This is a genomic window from Pseudochrobactrum sp. sp1633 (genome assembly GCF_030376605.1).
Taxonomy (GTDB): Bacteria; Pseudomonadota; Alphaproteobacteria; order Rhizobiales; family Rhizobiaceae; genus Pseudochrobactrum.
On record NZ_JARRAE010000010.1, the window covers coordinates 41,670 to 65,271 of the forward strand.

General features: G+C 51.9%; 21 protein-coding genes. 8 read left to right on the forward strand and 13 right to left on the reverse strand.

Translation table 11 applies throughout. From position 1 onward, the window contains the following. The first annotated feature begins 23 nt into the window (after positions 1-23). A complete protein-coding gene (gene cimA / locus P8H26_RS12215) occupies positions 24-1,637 on the forward strand; it encodes a citramalate synthase (RefSeq protein ID WP_289633321.1) in 1,614 nt (537 codons plus the stop codon). A 118-nt stretch (positions 1,638-1,755) separates the two neighbouring features. Next, positions 1,756-2,676 carry an EamA family transporter RarD gene (rarD, locus tag P8H26_RS12220; protein WP_289633322.1) on the forward strand — a complete coding sequence of 307 codons (921 nt, stop codon included), beginning with the start codon at positions 1,756-1,758 and terminating at the stop codon, positions 2,674-2,676. A gap of 56 nt (positions 2,677-2,732) precedes the next feature. On the opposite strand, the gene P8H26_RS12225 is transcribed toward rarD, so the two are convergent. Beyond that, entirely contained in the window at positions 2,733-3,338 is a 606-nt protein-coding gene (locus tag P8H26_RS12225) for a TIGR00730 family Rossman fold protein (protein ID WP_289633323.1), read from the reverse strand. A gap of 327 nt (positions 3,339-3,665) precedes the next feature. On the opposite strand from P8H26_RS12225, the gene P8H26_RS12230 reads away from it, so the two are divergent. The 4 genes from P8H26_RS12230 (at position 3,666) to pssA (ending at position 8,829) form a co-directional block, all read left to right on the forward strand. Continuing rightward, positions 3,666-4,961, forward strand: coding sequence for an Ig-like domain-containing protein (locus P8H26_RS12230; RefSeq protein WP_289633324.1), 1,296 nt, complete (start codon positions 3,666-3,668; stop codon positions 4,959-4,961). 236 nt (positions 4,962-5,197) lie between these two features. After that, on the forward strand, positions 5,198-7,084 hold the full coding sequence (locus P8H26_RS12235) for an ABC transporter ATP-binding protein/permease (protein WP_289633325.1): 1,887 nt from the start codon (positions 5,198-5,200) through the stop codon (positions 7,082-7,084). A 222-nt stretch (positions 7,085-7,306) separates the two neighbouring features. Further along, positions 7,307-8,005, forward strand: a complete 699-nt coding sequence (locus P8H26_RS12240) for a phosphatidylserine decarboxylase (RefSeq protein ID WP_289633327.1) — start codon at positions 7,307-7,309, stop codon at positions 8,003-8,005. A 2-nt stretch (positions 8,006-8,007) separates the two neighbouring features. Continuing rightward, entirely contained in the window at positions 8,008-8,829 is an 822-nt protein-coding gene (gene pssA, locus P8H26_RS12245) for a CDP-diacylglycerol--serine O-phosphatidyltransferase (protein WP_289633440.1), read from the forward strand. 54 nt (positions 8,830-8,883) lie between these two features. Here pssA and P8H26_RS12250 read toward each other — a convergent pair whose 3' ends face one another. From P8H26_RS12250 to purF, 3 genes are all read right to left on the reverse strand, one after another. Beyond that, entirely contained in the window at positions 8,884-9,435 is a 552-nt protein-coding gene (locus P8H26_RS12250; RefSeq protein WP_289633328.1) for an AAA family ATPase, read from the reverse strand. Between the two features lie 206 nt (positions 9,436-9,641). Then, positions 9,642-10,382: an SDR family NAD(P)-dependent oxidoreductase gene (locus P8H26_RS12255; protein ID WP_289633329.1), complete on the reverse strand. Its 741-nt coding sequence runs from the start codon at positions 10,380-10,382 to the stop codon at positions 9,642-9,644. Positions 10,383-10,443: 61 nt separating this feature from the next. Continuing rightward, positions 10,444-12,018 carry an amidophosphoribosyltransferase gene (gene purF, locus P8H26_RS12260; protein WP_374708295.1) on the reverse strand — a complete coding sequence of 525 codons (1,575 nt, stop codon included), beginning with the start codon at positions 12,016-12,018 and terminating at the stop codon, positions 10,444-10,446. Positions 12,019-12,491: 473 nt separating this feature from the next. Between purF and P8H26_RS12265 the strand changes: the two genes are divergently transcribed. Together P8H26_RS12265 and P8H26_RS12270 are read left to right on the forward strand one after the other, a co-directional pair. Then, positions 12,492-13,109, forward strand: a complete 618-nt coding sequence (locus P8H26_RS12265; RefSeq protein ID WP_289633330.1) for a TetR/AcrR family transcriptional regulator — start codon at positions 12,492-12,494, stop codon at positions 13,107-13,109. Continuing rightward, complete coding sequence (locus tag P8H26_RS12270; protein ID WP_289633331.1) at positions 13,106-14,320, forward strand: DUF418 domain-containing protein; 1,215 nt, start codon at positions 13,106-13,108, stop codon at positions 14,318-14,320. Before P8H26_RS12265 ends, P8H26_RS12270 begins: the two co-directional genes overlap by 4 nt. 67 nt (positions 14,321-14,387) lie before the next feature. Here the strand turns inward: P8H26_RS12270 and P8H26_RS12275 are convergent, their stop codons facing one another. The 9 genes from P8H26_RS12275 to rpsF form a co-directional block, all read right to left on the reverse strand. Beyond that, positions 14,388-14,966, reverse strand: a complete 579-nt coding sequence (locus tag P8H26_RS12275) for a CvpA family protein (RefSeq protein ID WP_289633332.1) — start codon at positions 14,964-14,966, stop codon at positions 14,388-14,390. Positions 14,967-15,266: 300 nt separating this feature from the next. After that, positions 15,267-16,670 carry a DNA repair protein RadA gene (gene radA, locus P8H26_RS12280; RefSeq protein WP_289633333.1) on the reverse strand — a complete coding sequence of 468 codons (1,404 nt, stop codon included), beginning with the start codon at positions 16,668-16,670 and terminating at the stop codon, positions 15,267-15,269. A gap of 11 nt (positions 16,671-16,681) precedes the next feature. Continuing rightward, positions 16,682-18,193: a replicative DNA helicase gene (locus P8H26_RS12285; protein ID WP_289633334.1), complete on the reverse strand. Its 1,512-nt coding sequence runs from the start codon at positions 18,191-18,193 to the stop codon at positions 16,682-16,684. A gap of 195 nt (positions 18,194-18,388) precedes the next feature. Next, complete coding sequence (locus tag P8H26_RS12290) at positions 18,389-19,057, reverse strand: hypothetical protein (protein WP_289633335.1); 669 nt, start codon at positions 19,055-19,057, stop codon at positions 18,389-18,391. Positions 19,058-19,214: 157 nt separating this feature from the next. Next, on the reverse strand, positions 19,215-20,504 hold the full coding sequence (locus tag P8H26_RS12295; RefSeq protein ID WP_289633336.1) for a cyclopropane-fatty-acyl-phospholipid synthase family protein: 1,290 nt from the start codon (positions 20,502-20,504) through the stop codon (positions 19,215-19,217). Between the two features lie 355 nt (positions 20,505-20,859). Continuing rightward, a complete protein-coding gene (gene rplI / locus P8H26_RS12300) occupies positions 20,860-21,429 on the reverse strand; it encodes a 50S ribosomal protein L9 (RefSeq protein ID WP_289633337.1) in 570 nt (189 codons plus the stop codon). Between the two features lie 41 nt (positions 21,430-21,470). Then, on the reverse strand, positions 21,471-22,430 hold the full coding sequence (locus P8H26_RS12305) for a DUF2232 domain-containing protein (RefSeq protein WP_289633338.1): 960 nt from the start codon (positions 22,428-22,430) through the stop codon (positions 21,471-21,473). A 164-nt stretch (positions 22,431-22,594) separates the two neighbouring features. Further along, positions 22,595-22,843 (reverse strand): 30S ribosomal protein S18, encoded by a 249-nt coding sequence (rpsR, locus tag P8H26_RS12310; RefSeq protein WP_022712184.1) that lies wholly within the window; start codon positions 22,841-22,843, stop codon positions 22,595-22,597. Beyond that, positions 22,843-23,268, reverse strand: a complete 426-nt coding sequence (gene rpsF, locus P8H26_RS12315) for a 30S ribosomal protein S6 (RefSeq protein ID WP_289633339.1) — start codon at positions 23,266-23,268, stop codon at positions 22,843-22,845. Before rpsF ends, rpsR begins: the two co-directional genes overlap by 1 nt. Between the last annotated feature and the right edge of the window lie 334 nt (positions 23,269-23,602).

Below are 23,602 nucleotides of genomic sequence, written 5' to 3' on the forward strand. Positions count from 1 at the left end.
CGGATATGGAGGAAGGAACAACAATGAAAAAAGAGCGTATCTATATCTACGACACCACCCTGCGCGATGGTCAGCAGACACCGGGCATTGATTTCTCGGTTGCAGACAAGAAAGCCATTGCCGCTATGCTGGACGATTTCGGCATGGACTATGTTGAGGGTGGTTATCCGGGGGCAAACCCGACAGATACGAGCTTTTTTCAGCGCAAACATACCGCAAAAGCGAAATTCGCCGCTTTTGGTATGACCAAGCGTCCGGGCGTTTCCACCTCAAATGATCCGGGCATGTCTGTGTTGTTGCAGGCTTCCAGTGATGCGATTACCTATGTTGCCAAAAGCTGGGACTATCATGTGCATCTGGCGCTCGGTTGCACATTGGAAGACAATCTGGAATCCATCACCTCATCTGTCACTGCCGCGCGCATGGCTGGTAAGGAATGCATCGTTGATTGCGAGCATTTCTTCGACGGTTTTAAGGCCAATCCTGATTATGCGCTGGCCTGTGCCAAAGCGGCCTATGGTGCCGGTGCACGCTGGGTCGTGCTGTGCGATACCAATGGTGGCACGCAGCCGAGCGAAATCGGCGATATTGTCCGCGCGGTCAAAGCGGTGGTTCCGGGCGAGTGTTTAGGCATTCATGCCCATAATGATACCGAACAGGCCGTTGCCGTGTCGCTGGCCGCAATTGATGCTGGTGTGCGGCAGGTACAGGGCACGCTCAATGGTATCGGCGAGCGTTGCGGCAATGCCAATCTGGTCACGCTGATCCCGACATTGATGCTCAAGCCTTACTGGGCAGAGCGTTTTGAGGTTGGTATCAGTGACGAAGCGCTTGCCGGCATCACCAAGCTGTCGCGCACATTTGACGATATTCTCAACCGCGCACCGAACGATCAGGCCGCTTTCACAGGTAGTTCAGCCTTTGCCACTAAAGCGGGCATTCATGCCTCAGCGCTTTTGAAAGAGCCAAAGACCTATGAGCATGTGCCGCCGGAAATGGTGGGCAATCATCGCCGTGTGATGGTATCCGATCAGGGCGGTAAGTCTAATTTCATCGCGGAACTCAACAAACGCGGCATCAAAGTCGCTAAAGATGACCATCATCTTGATACGCTGATCGCGCTGGTCAAAGAGCGTGAAGCTGAAGGCTATGCCTATGAAAGCGCCGATGCGAGTTTTGAGCTGCTCGCGCGTCAGCAATTGGGCGCCGTGCCGCAGTTTTTCCGTGTTGAGGCCTTCCGCTGTATGGTTGAGCGCCGTTATGACAGCAACGGCTGCCTGAAAACCGTGTCGGAGGCGATTGTTAAAATCATCATCGACGGTGAGGAGCACTTGTCTGTGGCCGAAGGTCATGGTCCGGTTAACGCACTCGACCTTGCGCTGCGCAAAGATCTCGGTCGCTATCAGGAAGAACTGGCCGATCTGGAACTGGTGGATTTTAAAGTACGTATCCTCAATGGTGGTACGGGGGCGATCACCCGCGTTCTGATCGAGTCGCATGATGCCAGTGGCCAGCGCTGGCGCACCGTTGGCGTGTCGGATAATATTATCGACGCATCCTTTCAGGCGCTGATGGATTCTGTGGTCTATAAGCTGATGAAAAACCGCGAACTTGCGGGACATATTGCAGCAGAATAAAATTTGCCGTTTGCGGAGCAAGTAAAACGGGAGTACCGGTTGTTACTGATGCGATTGTAATGAACGGCTCCCGCTGTATGAATAAAGCCCGAGACCGGAAATCTGAGGATGAGTAATCATGACTGACCGGTCTCAAACTGCGATGCCGGAAGCAACGCGCGGTTTTATCTTTGCGATGCTGGCCTATGTGTTTTGGGGCTTGTTCCCGTTTTACATGAAGGCCGTCGCCCATATTCCGGTGGTGGAGGTGCTGGCGCATCGCGTGATCTGGTCACTGCCGGTTGCTGCTGTTATCTTGATGTTTATGGGGCGCACCAAGGATGTAGGCGCTGCACTGCGTAATCCGCGCACCTTGGCTATGGCCTGCCTGACAGCTTCGCTGATCACCCTGAATTGGGGTGTTTATGTCTGGGCGATTTTCAACGATCACGCACTGGATGCGGCGCTCGGCTATTATATCAATCCGCTGGTCAATGTGATTCTTGGTGCGGTGTTCCTGAAAGAACGCCTGACAAGAATACAGCTGATCGCCGTGTTCCTTGCCGCTGCTGCTGTGGTGCTGTTGACCGTCGAGCAGGGTGGTCTGCCTTGGGTTTCAATCATCCTGCCATTGTCTTTCGGCTTCTATGGCTTTTTCCGCAAGTCCTTGCCGATCGGCCCGTCTCAGGGCTTCATGCTGGAAGTCATCATTCTGTTTGTTCCTGCCAGTGCCTATGCCATCTGGCTCTACAGTCAGGGGCAGGATCATTTCGTAACCGGTTCATCTGCTGATATTTCTCTGCTGATGCTTGCCGGTGTGGTGACTGCGGTGCCGCTGATTATGTATGCAACAGGTGCGAAACTGCTGCGCTACACCACTTTGGGGCTGATGCAGTATATCACGCCGACCATGCTGTTCCTGATTGCTGTTTTCGCGTTCAAAGAGCCGTTTAATATGACGCAGCTCTATGCTTTCGCGCTGATCTGGGCAGGGCTGATCCTCTATACATGGTCAATTCTGAAAGAGGCGCGGGCAGATAAGATTGCCGCCAAAGCTTAAGAAGATAAAGAAAAAGCCCCTCGCAAGAGGGGCTTTTTTAATGGCAGTAAACTCGCTTACATACGAGCGATAATGTCTTCATCGCCGGATGCATCACCTTTAGCGGCAGCATCAAAGATGTAAGGAATAATTTCTTCTACAGTCTCAAGCATCTTGGGCTGCACGCGATGGCCGGTATGGATAAAGCCCTCGGTGCGCATATGATCGAGCATGGCGATCATCGGCTCCCAGAAATGATTGATATTGGCAAAAACCATCGGCTTTTTATGATGGCCGAGCTGTGCCCAGGTCATCATTTCTACGATTTCCTCAACAGAACCGATGCCGCCCGGCAGAGTGACAAATGCATCCGAGCGTTCAAACATCAACTGTTTGCGCTGGTGCATATTCTCGGTGATGATTTGCTCGTCGAGCATTTCATTCTGCTTGCCGTCAGCTTCTTTGTTGAGAAGAAATGTCGGAATAATACCGGTCACTTTGCCGCCGGCCTTGTAGGCACCTTCAGCAACTGCGCCCATAATTCCTTTTGTGCCGCCGCCATAGATCAGGCGAAGGTTGTTTTCTGCAATGGAGCGGCCAAGAGCCAGTCCTGCTTCCCGGTAAACCGGATTATTGCCGGTTGAAGAACCGCAATAGACACATATTGATCGAATCTTGCTCATGTCATCTTTTTGGCGCGCATGGTGTTTGACGTCAAGTTTTCTGCAAATATTCAGGCTGTAAAAACTGGCAGGCAAGAACGGGAGCGCATGCTGGTGAAAAGCGCTTAAATCTGTAAATTCAAGAGCTTGTTGTCAATGTATCCGTTTTTGGATGTGTCATCCGGTAATATATGGCAAGAATTTTAGTATCCGTACGTGATATTCTTGCTGAGACAATGAAAAAGCGCTAGTTCTTGATGAATGTGCTGATTATACAAATGGAATTATAAGCAGACACAGCATGTTATGATATTTTTTTAAGCTCGGTGTTAAAAGGGTCAGCCCCGTATGCAGAATAGTCGTTATGCGCTTGCCGGTTTTGCTGCTGTTGTTATAGCAGGTGGTCTTGTGGCTTATTTCAGCATGGCTCCGCAGAAGACGGATCAGCCGCAGCAGGTGCCCGCATCAAATGATGCGCCGGTGGTTGCAAAGCAGGATAATAAGCCTGCGGATAGCGGGCAGGCCGCACCTGCACTTAAAGCAGACGCACCACAGCAGGCTCCCGCTGATAATAAGCCGGTTGAGCCGCTGGATGCCACGCCTGTGCAAACGGTTACAGTTCCTGTTTTTGATGTGTTACGGCTGGAAGGTGATGGTTCGCTTGTCATCGCCGGTAAGGCGGCACCGAATTCTGTTGTGGATGTGATTTCTAAAACCCGTGTTCTCGGCTCGGCCAAGGCTGGCGAGAACGGCGACTTTGCAATCATTCTGGATGAAGCGCTGAAAAGCGGCGATTACCAGCTGGTTCTGCGTGCGACTTCTGAAGATAAATCGGTAGCCACCTCACAGCAAACCGCAATCCTGTCTGTTCCGGCAACACCGGACGGGCAGGTGCTGGCACTGGTTGAGGAGCCGGGTCAGGCAAGCAGGATGATTACGACCCCGCAGGCGGGAGGCGTCGCCAAGCCTGAAAATTCAGACACGCCTGCTTCCGCACAGACAGATAGTGCACCGGTTGTTACATTGCCGTCGCAGGTCGCACAGGGTGGCTCTGTTTCCGGCAGCTCGAAAGATGAAATCAGCATTGCTGTTGAGGCAGTAGAAATCGAAGGGCGCTCCGTTTTTGTGGCTGGTCATGCACGCGGCGGTCAGTCCGTTAATGTTTCAGCAAATGAAACCTTGCTGGGCACAGCTGTTATTACGCCGGAGGGGCGTTATCTGGTGCAGACCCAGCAGCCGCTTGCTGTTGGGGATTATATTATCCGCGCAGATCTGATGGATAAGGGCGGCAAAATTCTGGCGACAGCGCGCGTACCTTTCCGCCGTGAAGCCGGTGAGAACGTTGCCGCTGTCGCACCGAATGTTGCAGCGCAGCCCGCACCGAATGTAACGCAGCCTGAGCAAAATACCCCGAACGGAGAGGCGCAGCCTTTGGAAAAAGCGGAAGGTTCCGTGATTATCCGCAAGGGTGATAATCTCTGGACAATTTCAAAGCGCACTTACGGCAGCGGCATGCGCTATACAACGATCTATCTGGCTAACACCGATCAGATTAAAAATCCTGATCTGATCTGGCCTGGTCAGGTGTTCGTTATGCCGAAAGAGCCGCTGAAGGATCAGGACGTGCAACAGAAGCTGCCGTAATAGCGGCTTTAGGGTTGGTTTTATGAGTTTGTGAGAGGTGCTTGTTGGCCTCACAAGCCAGCGCCGTTTTGCGCCTCACAAACCAATACCTCACAAGATTGTGCGGGAGTTTTATTCGTATCATGTGCGCAGGCATGATAAGACGTTCTGGCAGCCTGCGGGCAGTTCTGCGGTGGTATGAATATATTACAGAATGAAGGTGGCGACAGCGGGTCGCCTGTGGCGTTAAAAAAATTATGAAAAAACAAAAGACAGTCTCGGCAGAATCCGGTCAGACCTTGAAAACATTGGCGAAACTCTGGCCCTATATGTGGCCGAGTGAGCGTCATGATCTGAAAATGCGGGTCGTCTGGGCAACCTTCTATCTGGTCATCGCAAAATTCGTGCTGATGCTGGTGCCTTATTTTTTCAAGTGGGCCACAAATGCGCTGGACGGTTCTTTTGTTCCTGAAAGCTGGATACCGCAAATTTTTGTCGGCACATTGATGCTGGTCGTTGCCTATAATATGGCGCGTATCATTCAGGCCGGATTTAATCAGCTGCGCGATGCGCTGTTTGCCCGTGTCGGCCAATATGCGGTGCGCCAGCTGGCCTATCGTACATTCGTACATATGCATAAGCTGTCGTTGCGTTTTCATCTTGAGCGGCGCACCGGCGGTCTGTCTCGCGTGATTGAGCGTGGTGTCAAAGGCATTGAAACCATTGTCCGTTTTACCATTCTGAGCTCGGTGCCAACCTTGCTGGAATTTGCGCTGACCGCAGCTATTTTCGGTTTTGCCTATGGTGTCAGCTATCTCATTGTCGTGGCGGCAACGGTCTGGCTGTATATGTGGTTCACGGTCAAAGCGAGTGACTGGCGTATCAGCATCCGCCGCGAAATGAATGAATCCGACACGGATGCCAATACCAAAGCAATTGACTCATTACTGAATTTTGAAACGGTCAAATATTTCGGCAATGAAGCGATGGAAGCCGAGCGTTATGATCGCTCTATGGCGCGTTATGAAAAAGCGGCAACCCAGACATGGACATCACTCGGCTGGCTGAACTTCGGTCAGGCAGTGATTTTCGGCGTTGGTATGATGATCCTGATGGTGATGTCCGCGCGCGAAGTGCAGGCCGGAACGCAGACGCTTGGCGACTTTGTTTTCATCAATGCCCTGCTGATGCAATTGTCACTGCCACTGAATATGATCGGCTTTATCTATCGTGAAATCCGGCAGGGTCTGACCGATATCGAGCAGATGTTTGATCTTCTTGAGGTTGAAGAAGAAGTTCAGGACAAGCCGGATGCGCAGGCGTTGGCAGTTTCGCAGGGAGCAATCCGCTTCAACAATGTCAGTTTTGCCTATGATCCGTCCCGCCCGATCCTGCGCAATATCAGCTTTGAAGTGCCGTCCGGCAAAACTATTGCTATTGTCGGGCCTTCCGGTGCCGGTAAATCCACAATCTCCCGTCTGCTCTATCGCTTCTATGACGTGCAGCAGGGCTCGGTGACGATTGACGGGCAGGATATCCGCGATGTTTCACAGGTCAGCCTGCGCCATGCTATTGGCATGGTGCCGCAGGATACCGTGCTGTTTAACGATACAATTGCCTATAATATCCGCTATGGCCGCCCGAGCGCGACGGAAGAAGAAGTCGCGCAGGCAGCTAAACTCGCGCAGATCGACCGTTTCATTCAGCTGTTGCCGGAAGGCTACCAGTCGATGGTTGGTGAGCGCGGGCTGAAGCTCTCCGGTGGTGAAAAGCAGCGCGTGGCAATTGCGCGTACCATTTTGAAAGCCCCGCCGATCCTGATCCTCGATGAGGCAACTTCGGCGCTGGATACGGCAACCGAGCAGGATATTCAGCAGTCGCTGGATCTGGTCAGCCGTTATCGTACAACACTGGTGATTGCGCACCGTCTGTCGACCGTTATCAGTGCTGATGAAATTATCGTGCTGAAAGACGGGCAGATTGCCGAGCGTGGCACCCATCGTGATCTGCTGGCTGAGGGCGGGCTTTATGCGTCGATGTGGGATCGTCAGCGTGAAGCTGATGAGGCCGAAGCACGGCTGCGTCAGGTTCGTGAAAATGATGAACTTGGCATTGTTATCCGTGGTGCTCCTGCCGGAGAATGACAGGAGCAGTTCTATCCTTTATGATAGCAGCCGGTATTGATGCGCAATAATTCCGGCTGCACTCAGACTTGAAAAATCACGGAGGGGGGCTTCCGGTAATATTCTGTCTGCATTCTGTCGGGGTAAAGCATGAATATTATGAATTTTAACGTACTGATTGCGCTTAATCATTTTAAACGCGGTTATTTTGCGTTATTGAAGCGGGAAATCTGAGGAAAACCGATGAGCCTATCCGATACCATTCGCAATACTTTTGTTCCTATCCACCGCGAAGGCTACTTGTTTATTGCGGCATTCTTTGTTGTCTCCCTGCTGCTTGGCTGGTTGTGGGAACCTTTGTTCTGGGTAGGGATGGTGCTGACCATCTGGTGCATTTATTTCTATCGTGACCCGCTTCGCATAACTCCGCTGGATGATAATCTTGTTATCAGCTCTGCAGACGGCAAAGTGTCATCGGTAGGCATGAGCGTGCCGCCGGCAGAACTGGATCTCGGTTCAGAGCCGATGCTGCGTATCTGCGTGTTTATGAATGTGTTTTCGGTTCATATTAACCGTGCGCCGGTGCGTGGTAAAATCACTGCCGTGATGCACCGTCCGGGCAAGTTCCTGAATGCCGAGCTTGATAAAGCCAGCAGCGAGAACGAGCGCAACTCCGTATTGATCGACAGTGTTCATGGCGCGGTTGCCGTTGTGCAGATTGCCGGCCTTGTGGCACGCCGCATTGTCTGCTGGTCAAAAGCAGGTGACGAGCTTTCAACCGGTGAGCGCTTCGGTCTGATCCGTTTTGGTTCGCGCGTTGATATTTATCTGCCGAAGGGTTCCGTTGCCCGTGTGGCTGTCGGCCAGACGGCTGTGGCGGGTGAAACTGTTCTGGCAGAGTTTGATGAAGCGCGTACTGCGCCAACCGTGCGGATTGCCTGATGCTGGAAGCACCTTTTCCGCCGCTTGATCCAAATGGCAATACAGAAGGGCGCGGTCCGCGCCTTTCTGAAATCCCGATGCGGATTGTCATACCCAATCTGATTACCGTGCTTGCTATTTGTGCGGGTCTGAGCGGTATCCGTCTTGCTATCGAGCATCGTTTTGAGCAGGCTGTGGCTATGGTGCTGCTGGCGGCTTTTCTTGACGGCATTGACGGACGGATTGCGCGGCTCCTGAAAGGGTCTTCCAAATTCGGCGCGCAGATGGATTCGCTGGCTGACATCGTTAATTTCGGTGTGGCTCCGGCACTGGTGCTTTATCTGTTCATGCTGGATCAGGCCGGTTCTTTCGGCTGGATTGCAGCTTTGATTTACACAATCGCCTGCTGCCTGCGCTTGGCGCGCTTTAATGTCATGCTGGAAGATCCGAACCAGCCTGCATGGCAGGGCAATTATTTTATCGGTGTTCCGGCACCGGCTGGCGCAATGCTGGTTCTGTTGCCTGTTTATGCGGGCTTTCTAGGCATATTGCCAAATAAGGCTCTGGCCTATGGTACCGCAGGTTTCACGATTGTGATTGCCTTTTTGCTGGTCAGCCGTTTGCCGGTTTATAACGGAAAAACAGCGGGCAGCTTTATCCGCCGTGATTTTGTTATGCCGCTGATCCTCGGTGTGGTGATCTATGCTGGTTTCCTGATGAGCTTCACATGGCAGACGCTCACGCTAACAGCATTGGCCTATCTGGTGTTTTTGCCTTTCAGCGCATTGGCATGGAAGCGCCGCGTGATTGCGGAAGAAAAGAAAGCATCAGCGGAGAAAAGCTGACGCAGCTTATCCGGATGATACAAAAAAAGCGCCCCTCAACTGAGGGGCGCTTTTTTATGTGTGTGAAGGGCTTATGTGGTTCAGCACAAATTCTACGCGTGCTTTGACATCAGTTTTGGGCAGATGCAGCAGTGTGAACTCATAAGCCTGATAGGTCTGCACCATGACCGCAAATGTGCGCTCGGCCTCCTGTGGCGTTTGTTTGCGCTCTGCATCTGCCTGATAAATCTCCGGCCAATGCGGGGCGATAAAGACTGTTGTGTTATAGGTGTAATGTTGCGCAGCCTGACGCACATGATCCGGCACAGACAGGCCTGAGAGCGTGAGATAACCGGCAATATCCGCCATGCCACGATCAAAAAAATACGGCCTGTCAGATCTCTCTTGCGTAGCTAGCAGATACGACCGCATTTCCCATGACAACATCAGTTCAGCGAAAAATGCAGGATCAAGCCACGGCAGAGCTTTGCCGCCGATTTTAAGCTGATCCTGAATAATATGGCGACCAGCTTCCTGACTATGCTGAAAGTCCTGTTGTTTGAGAGCATTGAGCAATGTCGTTTTTCCGGAGCCCGGGCCGCCGGTTATAATGTAGAAATGATCCATCTCAGATCCTTCTATGTTTGAGATGTTGAAAGATCAGATAATTCAGGAGAGGGCGGCGGGATAAAATGGGAGCGTGCTTTGGTGCAGGTAAAAATAAAGAGCCGTGAGATGAAAAGTGATAATTTAAAAAGGTTTTGAAAAATCAGAAAGTGGTAACGGTCTGGCCAGATATTTGCAGTCCGGCCAGACGATTTTAGGCCGGATGTTTAAGAGGGCATATGATATTTCAGGAACTTATCCTGACGCACATCGTAGAGCTCACCGGTAATGGTCAGAGCAGGATCGGCCAGTTTCACAATTTTAGCAGCCACATCTGCCGGATGCGGCAGTGTTTCCGGATCTTCACCCGGCATAGCCTTGGCGCGCATAGCGGTACGGGTCGCACCCGGATTAACGGAATTGACCCGCAGCGGCATTTGCTTGGTTTCTTCCGCCCATGAGCGCCCCATTACTTCTACAGCGGCCTTGGAGGCGGCATAGGGTGCCCAGAATGCGCGTGCAGTATGGGCAACGCCGGAAGACATGAGAATGGCGCGCCCTGCATCAGAGCGGCGCAGCAGCGGATCAACCGAGCGGATCAGACGCCAGATTGAAGTGAGATTGGTGCTGATAACATTTTCGAAGACTTTAGCCTCGACATGACCGACCGGAGAGATCGTGCCAAGCACACCAGCATTGGCCACCAGAATATCCAGCTTGCCCCAGCGATCATTGATGGAAGAGCCGAGCATATCGAGCGCAGGCATGTCTTTCAGATCAAGGGGAACGAGCGTGGCTGTGTTGCCCAATGCCTGAATTTCATCATCCAGCTCTTCCAGACCACCGACAGTACGGGCAACCGCAATCACATGGGCGCCGCGTTTTGCCAGTTCCAGTGCCAGAAAATAACCGATGCCGCGGGATGCGCCGGTCACCAGTGCTGTGCGTCCGCTCAGATCAAAGCTCATAAAAATCCACCCCATTCAGTCTGTATAATTTAAAGGCGGCTTAAAGCCGCCTTTTTGGATTTTAGCCGTTACTGGAAAGCAATGCGAAATTATGAATATTCGACAGTTCTTCCTGATCAACCAGACGGGTCGGATAATCGCCTGTGAAATAATGATCGGTGAATTGCGGGGCTTTCGGATTGCGCTTCTCACCGCCGACAGCTTCATAAAGACCGTCAATGGAGAGGAATTCCAGCGAATCTGCACCGATATAATCACACATCGCTTGCAGGTCAGGATATTGATTGGCGAGCAGCTTATCTGCATCCGGTGTATCAATACCGTAGAAATCCGGATGATGGATCATCGGGGATGCTACGCGAATATGCACTTCCTTGGCACCGGCATCACGGATCATACGCACGATTTTCATCGAGGTTGTGCCGCGCACGATGGAGTCATCCACCAGCACAACGCGTTTGCCTTCGATAATGGCACGGTTGGCTGAGTGTTTCAGTTTCACGCCGAGGGCACGAATCTGCTGGGTCGGTTCGATAAAGGTACGGCCGACATAGTGATTGCGGATGATACCGAGTTCAAACGGAATGCCGCTGGCCTGCGCATAGCCGATTGCTGCCGGTGTGCCGCCATCCGGCACAGGCACAACAACATCAGCTTCAATCGGGGCTTCTTTGGCCAGATTGATACCGGCATTTTTGCGTGCCGTGTAAACATTGCGGCCGCCGACAACGGAATCAGGGCGGGCAAAATAAACATATTCAAACAGGCAGAGACGTTCCGGCTTGCGGTTCGGCGCTTTGATTGATGTGGTGGTGATAGTACCGTCCGCCTGTGTTTCACAGACAATGACCTCACCATTTTCCACGTCGCGGATATATTTCGCGCCGATAATATCAAGAGCACAGGTCTCGGAACAGAAAATCGGCTTGCCGTCGAGTTCACCCATAACCAATGGGCGGATACCAACCGGATCACGCGCTGCAATCAGCTTGGTGCGGGTCATAGCGAGAATGGCATAGCCGCCTTCAAGCTGACGGACAGCATCAACGAAGCGGTCGCTGGAAGAGGCCAGACGCGAACGGGCGATAAGATGCAGCACAACTTCAGAATCCGAAGTGGACTGGCAGATCGCACCGGAAGCAATCAGATGACGGCGCAGGCTCAGGCCATTGGTGAAGTTGCCGTTATGGGCGATCGCAATGCCACCGACTTCCAGTTCGGCAAACAGCGGCTGCACATTGCGCAGCGCGGTTTCACCCGTCGTGGAGTAGCGTACATGACCAATCGAAAGATTGCCCGGAAGCTGTTTCAGGGTTGCCGGATTGGTGAAATGGTCGCCGACCAGTCCCATATGGCGTTCTGAATAAAAGCGTCCTTCATGAAAGGAAACAATACCGGCTGCTTCCTGTCCGCGGTGCTGCAAGGCATGAAGACCAAGCGCTGTCAGTGTTGCAGCATCCTCATGGCCGAGAATACCAAAGACGCCGCATTCTTCATGCAAGGCGTCTTCATCAATGGAGAAACGGGACGAGTTATGAAGCGGTTCTGCGCCGCTGTTCTCTACGCTCTGAGCGGAGCGGATCATCTGAGAATGATCTGACGAAGACAGGACGGTTTCACCGGAGTGACTGATCATAGCCGCTGGGCCTTTCGATTGCAGAGCAATAAAAAATGCTCTCTATCATAAGAGTGCTTTTGCTGCATAGTCCCAAAAACTGAAAGGTTTTTGGATGCTGTCTCATGCAGCAGTAACAATTCAGAGCTGTAAGCAGGGTTTTAAACATATGCTGTTCAAAAATGCAGGCTCTGATGAAAAGTCAAAGTGAGACGTCAGGTGCTGAGCAGATTTCAAATCTGCGGCTTGGCTTTGTGCAGCTATAGACGAGAAAACAAACTTCGTCCCGCAGACACTATAATCCCTGTCTGTCTTCAGTTTTGTCTCTGATTTTCAGCCTCATATATGGCGGATAGCATTGAGACACAACACTTTCCCTTAAGTTTTGAACAATAGCACATATTGGTCGCAGTCTATGCGGTTATTTTTTTGCTTACAAAAATTGACGACTCATATTAATAAACCGAGTATTCAGTCTATTTTAGAGGTGCGCTATGCGCGTTACAGATCCTGACAAGCATCAGGCAAAGAAACAGATGATTTTAGAGGCGGCAAAAACCTGCTTTGCAGAGCAGGGGTTTCACCAGACCAGTACCGCACAAATATGCACGGCTGCGGGCATTAGTGCCGGTAATCTGTTTCATTATTTTGCCAGCAAGAAAGCAATCATTACAGCGATTGTTGAGGATGACAGACGGCAAACTCAGGATTTTGTTGCGGTTCTGTGTGAAGGGGATGATCTTTTTGCAGCATTGAATGCGTTTCTTGACGGGGTTCTGGATATGGCTGCTGACAGAGCACAGGCCTCGCTTGCTCTGGAAATTGCAGCTGAAGCCGGTCGCGATGCAGAAATCAACAGCTTATACCGTCTGAGTGAAAAGGCGATGTGTGCGGAGCTGGAAGGCCTGATCAGTCTTGGCATGGAGCGCGGGCAGATCAGCAAGCAGTTTTCAGCAAGCTCGGTGGTTCACTGTATTATGGTGGTTGTCGACGGTGTTTTCAGCCGTGTCTCGGTCGATCCGCAATTTAAGCCGCAGGAAGAAAAAGCCGCACTGAAAGCAATGATGACGGGTGTGCTTGGGCTTTCAAACGGCGGGGAAGCACAAAAATGAAATCAGATTTCCCGTCTCAGGTTGCAAGGCCGGTATCCCGTATTGCGGATGTGGACGCATTGCGTGGTTTTGCGCTGTTTGGCATTTTGCAGGTCAATATTATGGCCTTTTCTTCGGTAATGTATGGCCTGCCAACTGGCACAACAGGGCTGACATTTGGTTTGAATGAGCTGGTCCATCTGTTCATCTCGACCATATTCGAGATGAAGTTTTATCTGCTGTTTTCTTTCCTGTTCGGCTATAGCGTCACATTGCAAATGCAGTCCGCAGTGCGTGTAGGAGAGGCCTTTGTCCCGCGCTTTTTACGGCGCCAGGCCGGTTTGTGGATTGTCGGTCTTCTCCATGCAATTTTGTTGTTTCATGGTGATATTCTCACGACCTATGCTGTGCTCGGCGTGGTTTTATTGTTTTGGCGAAACAAACCGGATCACACACTGATTAAAAGCGCGGTTTGGCTGATTGGCCTAACAGCTCTGCTCTGGTTATTGGTGGGTGCTTTGTTCTGGAGCTCACCGGAGCAGACAGTGACTGCGGAACTCTTATATGAAGCGCGGCTGGCCTATACTGCCTATAATGGTAGTTTTAGTGCTGTAATCATGCAGCATATAACAGAACTGCAAACCATGTGGATTTTGTTGTTATTGATACAGGCGCCCTGTGCGCTGGTCATGTTTTTGCTTGGTTTTTTGGCAGGCAGGCACCAGTTTCTGGCGCAGCCGGATCAATATAGACCCTATCTGAAACCAGCGATTAAAGCCGGTGTATTCATCGGTATGCCGGCATCTGTTGTAACTGCTCTGACTACGTTTTGGGCGGCAGGGACCCATTGGGAAGTGTTTGGTCTGGCCTTGAGTATTGCAACCGCACCTTTGCTGACCTTTGGCATCATCGCGCTGATGCTCCGGCTTTTTGGCACAAAGCACGGTCAGTTCTGGCGTGATGCACTGGCACCGGCGGGGCGTATGGCGCTGTCCAACTATTTACTGCAATCGCTGATTTGCAGTTTCATTTTCTATGGTTTCGGCCTTGGTCTGATTGATAAAACAACGGCCTTAGAGAATGTGCTGATAGGATTGGCGATCTTTGTCTTTCAGCTTTTCCTGAGCCGGTGGTGGATGCGGCATTATCATTATGGCCCGCTGGAATGGCTATTGCGGGCGATCACAATAGGCCGCTGGCCGGACTGGCAAAAGCCAAATGCCAAACTCTGAAAATAAAAAACCGCTGACAGAGAGTTCTGTCAGCGGTTTTAAAATTATAATTGGAACAGCTGCTTAATCAATTAGCAGGCGGTGTTACCGGAGCTTCATTTTCAGGCACATCCTGCGCTGAAGGTTGAGCATTATTCTGTGGCTTCAGACGTTCGATGATTGCGGTTTCAGGATCTTCCGGCAGCATATCCACCAGCTGCTGCCCAAGTGAATCCAGCATTGGCTTGGATTTGGCATTGGTGACCCAGCTTGGCTGATCTGTTGCCACGAGCCAGTTGAAGAACAGCATTGCAACCACAACCAGCAAGACGCCGCGTGCTGCGCCAAAGATAAAGCCCAGTGTGCGGTCAAGCGCGCCGATACGGCTGTCGATGATGAAATCAGCAATTTTCATGGTGATGATTGAAACAACAATCAATGTGACCAGAAACACCGAACCGGCAGCCGCAATATTCAGAATGGTTTCATTGCTGATATATGGCTGGAGATAAGGCACGACCGGCTTGTAGAAGAAATAGGCTGCCAGCGCTGCCGCTGCCCAGGACGCAACCGAAAGCACTTCACGCGAAAATCCGCGTACCATGGCGAGAATTGCCGATACGAGTGTTACCCCGATAAGAATTCCGTCAAGTAATGTAATCGGCATCCTGCCTTGTTCCTCTGTGTCCGGTATGTCCGTGCGGACATATAATCTTGTGCGGCAATGATGCCGCAACTCAAATATCTACAGTGTCTTGTGTCAGTCCGATAGAGTTGTGACACTTCTGTCGTGGGAAATTAACCTGAATTTCTTTCACAAATCACTAATTCGGGAGCTGTTTGCGGTTTTAACCTGTCGTAACCTGCAAAAATTGTGGGGTAAGTCCGGCTGCTCATGCTGTGCCTGCATCATTTTAAGATGCAAAACACATATGATTCCCGATTTTTCAGCACTTTCACACCCGCATTAATCGCGGTTCTGCGCATTTTTACCCGGACCTGAAGCAGCGATCTGCGCCACAAGATCAGGCAGCGAGTCGGTTTCAGTTAGCGTGAAATTGCGTGGTTTTGACAGGTCGACACCACCGGCAGGCAGAACTGCTTGTTTGAATCCCAGTTTTTCCGCCTCTTTGATGCGTTGTGCGGCATGCGCCACAGCACGCACTGCACCGGACAGGCTGACTTCGCCAAAATAAACGCTGTTGGCGGGCAAGGGAATACCGGCAAGTGAAGAGACGAGTGCCGCCGCTACAGCCATATCGGCCGCTGGTTCAGAAATACGATAGCCACCGGCTACGTTGAGATAAACATCGTGCTGGCCGAAACGCACACCGCAATGGGCTTCCAGCACGGCAAGCGTCATGGAGAGGCGGCTATTATCCCAGCCAACAACGGCGCGGCGCGGTGTGCCGAGCGTTGAGGGGGCAACGAGTGCCTGAATTTCCACCAGAACGGGGCGCGTGCCTTCCATACCGGCAAAAACCGCAGCCCCCGGTGCTTTTTCATTTCGTTCACCGAGAAACAGTTCTGACGGATTGGAGACTTCTCTCAAACCCTTGTCGGACATTTCAAACACGCCGATTTCATCGGTGGGGCCAAAACGGTTCTTCACGGTGCGCAAGATGCGGTAATGATGACCGCCTTCACCTTCAAAATACAGAACCGCATCGACCATATGTTCGACCACGCGAGGGCCAGCAATCTGGCCTTCTTTGGTCACATGGCCAACCAGTACCACTGCGGCACCGGTCGATTTCGCATAGCGGATCATCGCCTGCGCACCGGCGCGAACCTGCGTGACTGAGCCCGGTGCGCTGTCTGCTGAATCTGTCCACAGCGTCTGAATGGAATCGATAATCACCAGATCAGGGCGCGGTTTGGTATCAATGGTCGCGAGAATATCTTCGACATTGGTTTCCGCCGCCAGTTCGACAGATGTGTCGGCTGCGTGCAGCCGCTGTGCGCGCAAGCGGATCTGCGCCACCGCTTCTTCACCGGAAACATAGATAATCCGGTTGCCGCGGCGTGCCAGTGCTGCGGCGGCCTGTGTGAGCAAAGTCGACTTACCAATGCCCGGATCACCACCGACAAGCAAAGCAGAGCCACGGACAAAGCCGCCGCCGGTCACGCGATCCAGTTCGCTGATGCCGGATTGGATGCGCGGTGCCTCTTCAATCTCGCCGGACAGGGTGGTGAGCGCCACAGCACGGCCTTTGCGCATCGCCATTTTGCCGGGCCCTGAACCAATGCCACCGGATGTGCCTTCTTCAACGAGTGTATTCCACTCGCCGCAGCCATCACATTTGCCCGCCCAGCGCGAATGCGTGGAACCGCAGTTCTGGCAGATGAATTGAATCCGGTTTTTAGCCAAGTTATGCTCTTTCAGTGATCGTCATATTGTTCTGGCAGATAAGTACCTTCGGCCAGATCAGTAAAGCGGGTGAATTCCGACTGGAAAGCGAGCTTTACAGTACCGGTAGGCCCGTGACGCTGCTTGGCAATAATCACGTCAGCTGTGCCTTTGACCTTTTCAAAGAGCATTTTCCATTCGTCATATTTCGGATCGAATTCATCCCGCGGTTCAAGGTTCTTGACGTAATATTCCTCACGGAACACGAAGATAACAACGTCGGCGTCCTGCTCGATGGAACCCGATTCACGAAGATCGGAGAGCTGCGGGCGTTTGTCTTCACGGCTTTCCACCTGACGGGAGAGCTGTGACAGCGCAATGATCGGCACGTTCAGCTCTTTACCAAGGGCTTTCAGCCCTGTGGTGATTTCCGTGATTTCCTGCACACGGTTTTGTGCCGATGCTTTGGAAGAACCGGTCATCAGCTGAATATAGTCGATCACCAGACAATCGAGGCCGCGCTGACGCTTGAGGCGGCGGGCACGGGCAGAAAGCTGCGCAATGGAGATACCACCGGTCTGATCGATATAGAGCGGAATGCGCTGCATGGTCTGCGTACAGGCAATCAGCTTTTCAAAATCGGTTTCAGAAATATCACCACGGCGGATTTTCGAGGACGACACTTCAGTCTGTTCGGAAATAATACGCGTAGCCAGCTGTTCGGCCGACATTTCGAGCGAGAAGAAGCCGACAACGCCACCATTCAGGGCTTTCATAGAACCATCGGCCTGCTGCTCGCCCTGATAGGCGGCTGCAATATTAAAGGCGATATTGGTGGCAAGCGAGGTTTTACCCATACCCGGACGACCGGCCAGAACGATCAAGTCGGAAGACTGCAGGCCACCCATTTTACCATCTAGCGAGTGGATGCCGGTGGAAACGCCGGAGAGATGCCCGTCACGCTGGAAGGCAACCCCTGCCAGATCAATCGCAGTTTTCACCGCTTCATTAAACGGCTGGAAGCCGCCGTCATAACGACCGGTTTCTGCCAGTTCGAACAGGCGGCGCTCGGCATCTTCGATTTGGCTTCGTGGAGCCATATCCACCGGCGCATCATAGGCAACATTGACCATTTCCTCGCCGATACCGATCAGCGAGCGGCGTGTGGCCAGATCATAAATCGCGCGGCCGTAATCTTCAGCATTGATAACGGTCACGGCTTCGGCCGCAAGACGGACCACATATTGAAACACCGTCATGTCACCGACTTTATCATCGGCCGGCAGGAAGGTTTTCATGGTCACCGGATTGGCCATCTTGCCAACGCGGATCAACTCAGACGCCAGTTCATAAATACGGCGATGCAGCGGATCATAGAAATGCGGCGGTTTCAGAAAATCTGAAACACGGTAAAAAGCATCATTGTTGATCAGGATCGCGCCGAGAAGAGCCTGTTCCGCTTCGATGTTATTCGGGGCTTCGCGGTAAAGCGAATTTTGCATGTCCCGTGTATCTTCAAGTTTGTGAACGGTCGCGTCAGCCATAAAGTCCTGAATCCTTTGCCGCAATCAGCGGGAATTGTCTGGCAATAAGCCAGACATCAGAGTCTGTTAAAATATGAGTGTAAACAATCTGCCGGTGCAGTTGAAGCGGCTATACCATGATTCACAGCGATTCACAGGCGGGAGCTGTGCGAACTGCCTGTGATGTGAAATCCGTGTGCTGTTTTGACCGCACTATCAAAGGGTGGTTGATAAAACGGACTGATGGTGACGGATGCGGAATTGGCCGGTCAGCAGGAAAATATAGGCCGCAAGTTCACTCAGTTCTTCCAGATTCTGCGCTGCCGCACCAGTAAGCCCTGTGGTGAGGCCGAGATGCTCTTCCGCGGCGGTAGAAATCATCATGCAGAGAGTGGCCAGCAAAAACTCTGTCCACGGCAGTCCGCCGGAGCGCTGCAAGGGGTTGAGCAGCTTATGTGAGCCGTTCCGCAGTATCAGCATAGCAAAAAGCAGAGTGGATGCGATCAGAGCAGGCATGACAGCCGGTTTATACCAGAGCTGACGGGACGAGAAAAATGGCCCGCTATCAGACATGCTGAGGGGCTCAAGAAAGACCGCACCCCAGCTGAGCTCACGCACCGCGCAGATAAACCAGATCAGTGCCGCACCGCGCCACAGCCATTTCCAGTCCGGTGTGCCAGTCTTTTGAAAGAATATGGCCTGTATCATGCCCAGAAACAGCACAACGACCTGAAGATTTTCAACAGGGCCGTTTTCCCATGATGTCCATGAAGGCAGAACCAAAGACAGCGGATAGGATGCAATAAGAACCAGCAAGCCTGCAAACATAACAAGGAGGGTTGCTTTATTCAGGCGGGGGTGCAGCTTGTTTTGCACGCTGGGCATCGGCTTGATTATTCCTTCAGACTAAATGTGAGGAATAAATGTCCTAAGCCGCAATGGCGTGCAATCGGTAAAGTTTCACAATCTCTTGATATAACCTTCATGAAGCGCGCTGTGTTCTTAATTTATCACAAACACATCAGCTGGTGAGTGTGAAGTCTTAATAAACCAGATGCTTAGAGGGCGTTTGCGTTTTCATACTGTCATTGCTGACTTTGAATTTACGCGTTTCCAGCCGTTTCAGACGTTTCTCTTCCTGCTCAATATAGCTGCGGGTCAAAGGCACGGCATCTTGCCTGTGCGCCAGCTGGATTTGAAAAACCATCATATTTTGCCAGCGAAAAGCGGATTCTGAACCGGCAAGATAGAACTCCCACATCCGGCAAAAACGCTCGTCATAGAGTGCTTTTGCTTTGTCACGGTTCGCCATAAAGGCTTCGCGCCATGCTTTCAGTGTTTCCGCATAATGCAAACGCAGAATCTCAATATCGGTAATGATCAGGCCTGAGTTTTCAATATGCGGCAGAACCTCTGAAAGAGAAGGAATATAGCCACCGGGGAAAATATACTTACGGATAAACGGGTTGGTAGCGGATGGTTCGTCGCTGCGTCCAATGGCATGCAAAAGCATGGACCCGTCCGGTTTCAACAGCCGCGCAACCTGTTCAAAAAACTCAGAATAATGCGTTACACCCACATGTTCGAACATACCGACAGAACTGATCCTGTCAAACTGCTGGTCGAGCTTGCGGTAGTCCTGCAACAAAAAGCGTGCCTGATGTGCAAGGCCGCGCTCGTGCGCCCGTTGATTGGCAATCTGGAACTGCTCCTGAGACAGGGTGACACCTGTTACATCCGCCTCAAGAAGATCCGCAAAGTAGAGACCAAGGCCGCCCCAGCCGCAGCCGATGTCCAGCAATGTGTGCTCTGGGCGGATTTGCAGCTTGGCTGCTATATGGCGCTTTTTTGCCAGCTGTGCTTCAGCGAGGCTGGTCTGCGGTGTTTCAAAATAGGCGCAGGAATATTGCTTGTCGGGATCAAGAAACAGATCATAAAGATCGCCGCTTAAATCATAGTGGTGCTGCACATTTCGGGAAGAGCGCGCCAGCGTGTTCATTTGCTGTAGCGGCCTGAATAATCTGCGTAATTTGCTCAAGACCCGCATCCACGGTTCTTTGGCGGCAGTCGCACCGGTATTTTCAAAAACAAGCCGGAGAAAACCGAAAAGATCGCCTTGCGGGAAGTCTATCTCACCGCTCATAAAGCATTCGCCAAGCTTCAGCTCCGGATCGAGGGCGATTGCTCTCTCCGCAGATTTTTTGTGAAAAACAAGAGTGATATGGGGTGGGGAACCGTCGCCGTAAGTCTGTGTCTGCCCGTCAGCATATTGGACGCTGAGATCACCATTGGTGATCAGCTTGTTCAGGACTGAATGCAGCATGCCACTCATTGCTCATCCTCCTCAGCCTAGCATTTCACAGTCAAGTCGGATCGACTTGACGATCGTGATAATGCGACCCAACAAAGAATCTAGAGCAAGCGCTATGATGCAATCCGGACGTACACTGCTCTAGCGAAACCAGTGGAAAAGCGGATGAAGCGGCAAAATCTTCGTGCCTGTATCCGCTTAAATCACGGTACGACAGCATAAGAATAGCGTGTTTTCTGTTTCTGGAAAGGCTGAGAAGGAAAATTAGCGCTTCAGCGCAATCATTTTCTTGTGATGGGCGAAAGGTTTTAATGAAAAAAGCCGCACCGGAATTCCGGTGCGGCTCATCAGACAATAAGTCCGAAGTAAACGCTGATTATGCGTTTTCTTCTTCGTCAAAATCTTCGTCTTCTGGTTCGTCAGCCAGAGGCTGTTCTTCAATGCCGTAGATCGCAGCAGCGGTCGACAGATCTTCACCTTTTTCCTGACGAAGAGCTTCTTCAGCAGTACGAGCGATGTTGATTGTGATTGTAACCGATACTTCCGGATGCAGAACGATCGAGATTGTGTGGATGCCGATTGCCTTGATGGCGTGGTTCAGGTCAACCTGGTTACGGTTTACCGAGAAGCCTTCTGCAGTCACAACATCAGCGATATCGCGTGTGGAAACTGAACCGTACAGCTGACCGGTTTCACCAGCCGAGCGAACAACGATGAAGCTTTTGCCGTCCAGCTTGTCAGCAATGGACTGTGCTTCAGTTTTGCGTTCCAGATCGCGTGCTTCGTACTGAGCGCGCTTGGCTTCAAAACGAGCCATGTTGGCTTCGTTGGCGCGCAGTGCTTTGCCCTGCGGAAGCAGGAAGTTGCGGCCGAAGCCGTCTTTAACAGTAACAGTTTCACCCATCTGGCCGAGGCGGGCGATGCGTTCAAGCAGGATAACTTTCATTGGACTATTCCTTTAGTTTTAGTTCTGAATGTTTGGTTATGTTATGAATTCTGAGTTGGATCTTTGGAAAGCGGAGCGCCGCGCGATGTATCGAGCAGACCGAATACCAGAAAGATCACCGCAGAAAATGCGAAGATGATGAGCAGAAAATAGGCGAGCCACAGTGCAAACGGGCGCCATGTGGCTCCGCGTGTGCGCCAGTGGATGATGGCAAGACCAGCCATGATGAAACCTGCGGCCATTGCACCGGCAAAAGTGGTGGCAATCATGCTGGCAGGGCCGGACAGGAACATAGAGCCGGCAAAAGCCAGAGCGAACACCGGCAGTGCAGGGCGCGGCATACGCAGAGTTGCAGGCCAGTTGTCGCGCGGACGGCGCAGTACGCCGGAGCGTTCTGTGATGCGCAGTGCGAGATAGAAATTAGCAGTCAGGAACATCAGGCTGGTTGCAGCCTGAATGGCAGGCAGACCAAACAGCAGAAACTGTTGCAGCATTGCACGGAAATCATCGCTGGCGCTGAATTCCGGATCAGATGCCTGAAGGCTCGCGATCATTGCACCGGTGATTTCGCGAATCATATCTTCGCCATAGCCGATAATCGATCCGACAATGACAAAGCTGACGGCAATCAGAAGGGCAAGGCGGAACATAATATCCGGCAGCGGATACCAGACCAGTGCATCTTTTGGCCCGCCCAGTTCCTGAGCAGGACGCGCAAGACCGGCAAGATAAGCGCCGGTTGCAGCAGGGATGAGGCTGGTGAGGGCGATGAGTACAGCAACCATCGGGGCTGCGAAGAATGCTACAATAAAAGTGGCAATTCCGGCAGCGATAAGACCGGCGGCAGTGCCCCAGCCAAGAGCGGCAATGAAAATAGGAAGAGGGGTGAGGACATAGAGAAGCATAGCAAGGCCGGATTGAACCAGCACGCCGAACGCGAGCAGCGCGGCTGCAAGCCCCGCCAGAATTCCGGTACCAATATGTTTGCTATTGTAATTCATCTTAATCCTGCTGTCCTGCCTGAGTGTCTCAAGAGATATCTCAGATGCAGTTAGAGAAAGCCGTTTTAAAAACGCTGCAGTCCCAACCTGACCTTGCGGTCACTTAAATTATTCTTTTCGAAGGAATGAGCCGGGGTGTGCGGACACACCCCGAATCAAAAATCTTATTTCACTACATATGGCAGCAGGCCGAGGAAACGTGCACGCTTGATCGCTTTTGCGAGTTCGCGCTGTTTCTTCTGGCTTACAGCTGTAATGCGGGAAGGAACGATCTTGCCGCGTTCAGAAATGTAACGCTGCAGGAGTTTGATGTCCTTGTAGTCGATCTTCGGTGCGTTAGGACCTGTAAAAGGGCAGGTCTTACGACGACGATGGAATGGACGACGGGTCGGGATCTGATTGATATCAACCATTATTCTTCTCCTTCGCCGGAAGTTTCATTGTCACGTGGACGACGCGGACGGCGTGGACGATCGTCGTCACGGCCGAAACGGTCTTCACGTTCACGGCGATCATCACGACGGGTCAGCATAGCCGACTGGCCTTCTTCGTGTTCTTCAACGCGAATGGTCATGAAACGAAGAACGTCTTCGTTAATACGCATCTGGCGTTCCATTTCAGCAACTGCAGCAGCAGGAGCGTCGATGTTTACCAGTGTGTAATAAGCCTTACGGTTCTTCTTGATACGATAAGTCAGAGGACGCAGTCCCCAGCTTTCGATACGCCCGACTTTACCACCGTTAGCTTCAAGAACGCCCTTGTACTGTTCTACCAGTGCGTCAACCTGCTGCTGCGAGATATCCTGTCGGGCAAGGATCACATGTTCATAAAGAGCCATTGTCTTTGCCTTTCTTCCAAATTCACACTGTCCGTATCAACGGCTAAGCCTCAACGACTTCTCTATATCCGTTAAACGGAGAAGAAAGGACGCGGGTCGAGACGATCGAGAGCGGGGACACGGGAGGAAGAAATAGCTAGTATTTCTCCGGATACTGAAATCCGGCCTCCGTTCAGCCCCCAGCTGATACCGGACGATGACGAGTGCCTATTAGTGGCTTTTTACAAATTTTGCAACCGGCAAAAGCAAAGCAGTGTGTATTGCACCGGATATGCCGCATAAATGCTGATTGTAGCAGATGTGTGCACGGCTTTTCAGGGGCAAGACTTGACTT

Bases quoted from the DNA above. Each gene is read 5' to 3' on its own strand.
- cimA (WP_289633321.1), top strand. From the start codon at position 24: ATGAAAAAAGAGCGTATCTATATCTACGACACCACCCTGCGCGATGGT.
- rarD (WP_289633322.1), top strand. From the start codon at position 1,756: ATGACTGACCGGTCTCAAACTGCGATGCCGGAAGCAACGCGCGGTTTT.
- P8H26_RS12225 (WP_289633323.1), bottom strand. From the start codon at position 3,338: ATGAGCAAGATTCGATCAATATGTGTCTATTGCGGTTCTTCAACCGGC.
- P8H26_RS12230 (WP_289633324.1), top strand. From the start codon at position 3,666: ATGCAGAATAGTCGTTATGCGCTTGCCGGTTTTGCTGCTGTTGTTATA.
- P8H26_RS12235 (WP_289633325.1), top strand. From the start codon at position 5,198: ATGAAAAAACAAAAGACAGTCTCGGCAGAATCCGGTCAGACCTTGAAA.
- P8H26_RS12240 (WP_289633327.1), top strand. From the start codon at position 7,307: ATGAGCCTATCCGATACCATTCGCAATACTTTTGTTCCTATCCACCGC.
- P8H26_RS12250 (WP_289633328.1), bottom strand. From the start codon at position 9,435: ATGGATCATTTCTACATTATAACCGGCGGCCCGGGCTCCGGAAAAACG.
- P8H26_RS12255 (WP_289633329.1), bottom strand. From the start codon at position 10,382: ATGAGCTTTGATCTGAGCGGACGCACAGCACTGGTGACCGGCGCATCC.
- purF (WP_374708295.1), bottom strand. From the start codon at position 12,018: ATGATCAGTCACTCCGGTGAAACCGTCCTGTCTTCGTCAGATCATTCT.
- P8H26_RS12265 (WP_289633330.1), top strand. From the start codon at position 12,492: ATGCGCGTTACAGATCCTGACAAGCATCAGGCAAAGAAACAGATGATT.
- P8H26_RS12270 (WP_289633331.1), top strand. From the start codon at position 13,106: ATGAAATCAGATTTCCCGTCTCAGGTTGCAAGGCCGGTATCCCGTATT.
- P8H26_RS12275 (WP_289633332.1), bottom strand. From the start codon at position 14,966: ATGCCGATTACATTACTTGACGGAATTCTTATCGGGGTAACACTCGTA.
- P8H26_RS12285 (WP_289633334.1), bottom strand. From the start codon at position 18,193: ATGGCTGACGCGACCGTTCACAAACTTGAAGATACACGGGACATGCAA.
- P8H26_RS12290 (WP_289633335.1), bottom strand. From the start codon at position 19,057: ATGCCCAGCGTGCAAAACAAGCTGCACCCCCGCCTGAATAAAGCAACC.
- P8H26_RS12295 (WP_289633336.1), bottom strand. From the start codon at position 20,504: ATGAGTGGCATGCTGCATTCAGTCCTGAACAAGCTGATCACCAATGGT.
- rplI (WP_289633337.1), bottom strand. From the start codon at position 21,429: ATGAAAGTTATCCTGCTTGAACGCATCGCCCGCCTCGGCCAGATGGGT.
- P8H26_RS12305 (WP_289633338.1), bottom strand. From the start codon at position 22,430: ATGAATTACAATAGCAAACATATTGGTACCGGAATTCTGGCGGGGCTT.
- rpsR (WP_022712184.1), bottom strand. From the start codon at position 22,843: ATGGTTGATATCAATCAGATCCCGACCCGTCGTCCATTCCATCGTCGT.
- rpsF (WP_289633339.1), bottom strand. From the start codon at position 23,268: ATGGCTCTTTATGAACATGTGATCCTTGCCCGACAGGATATCTCGCAG.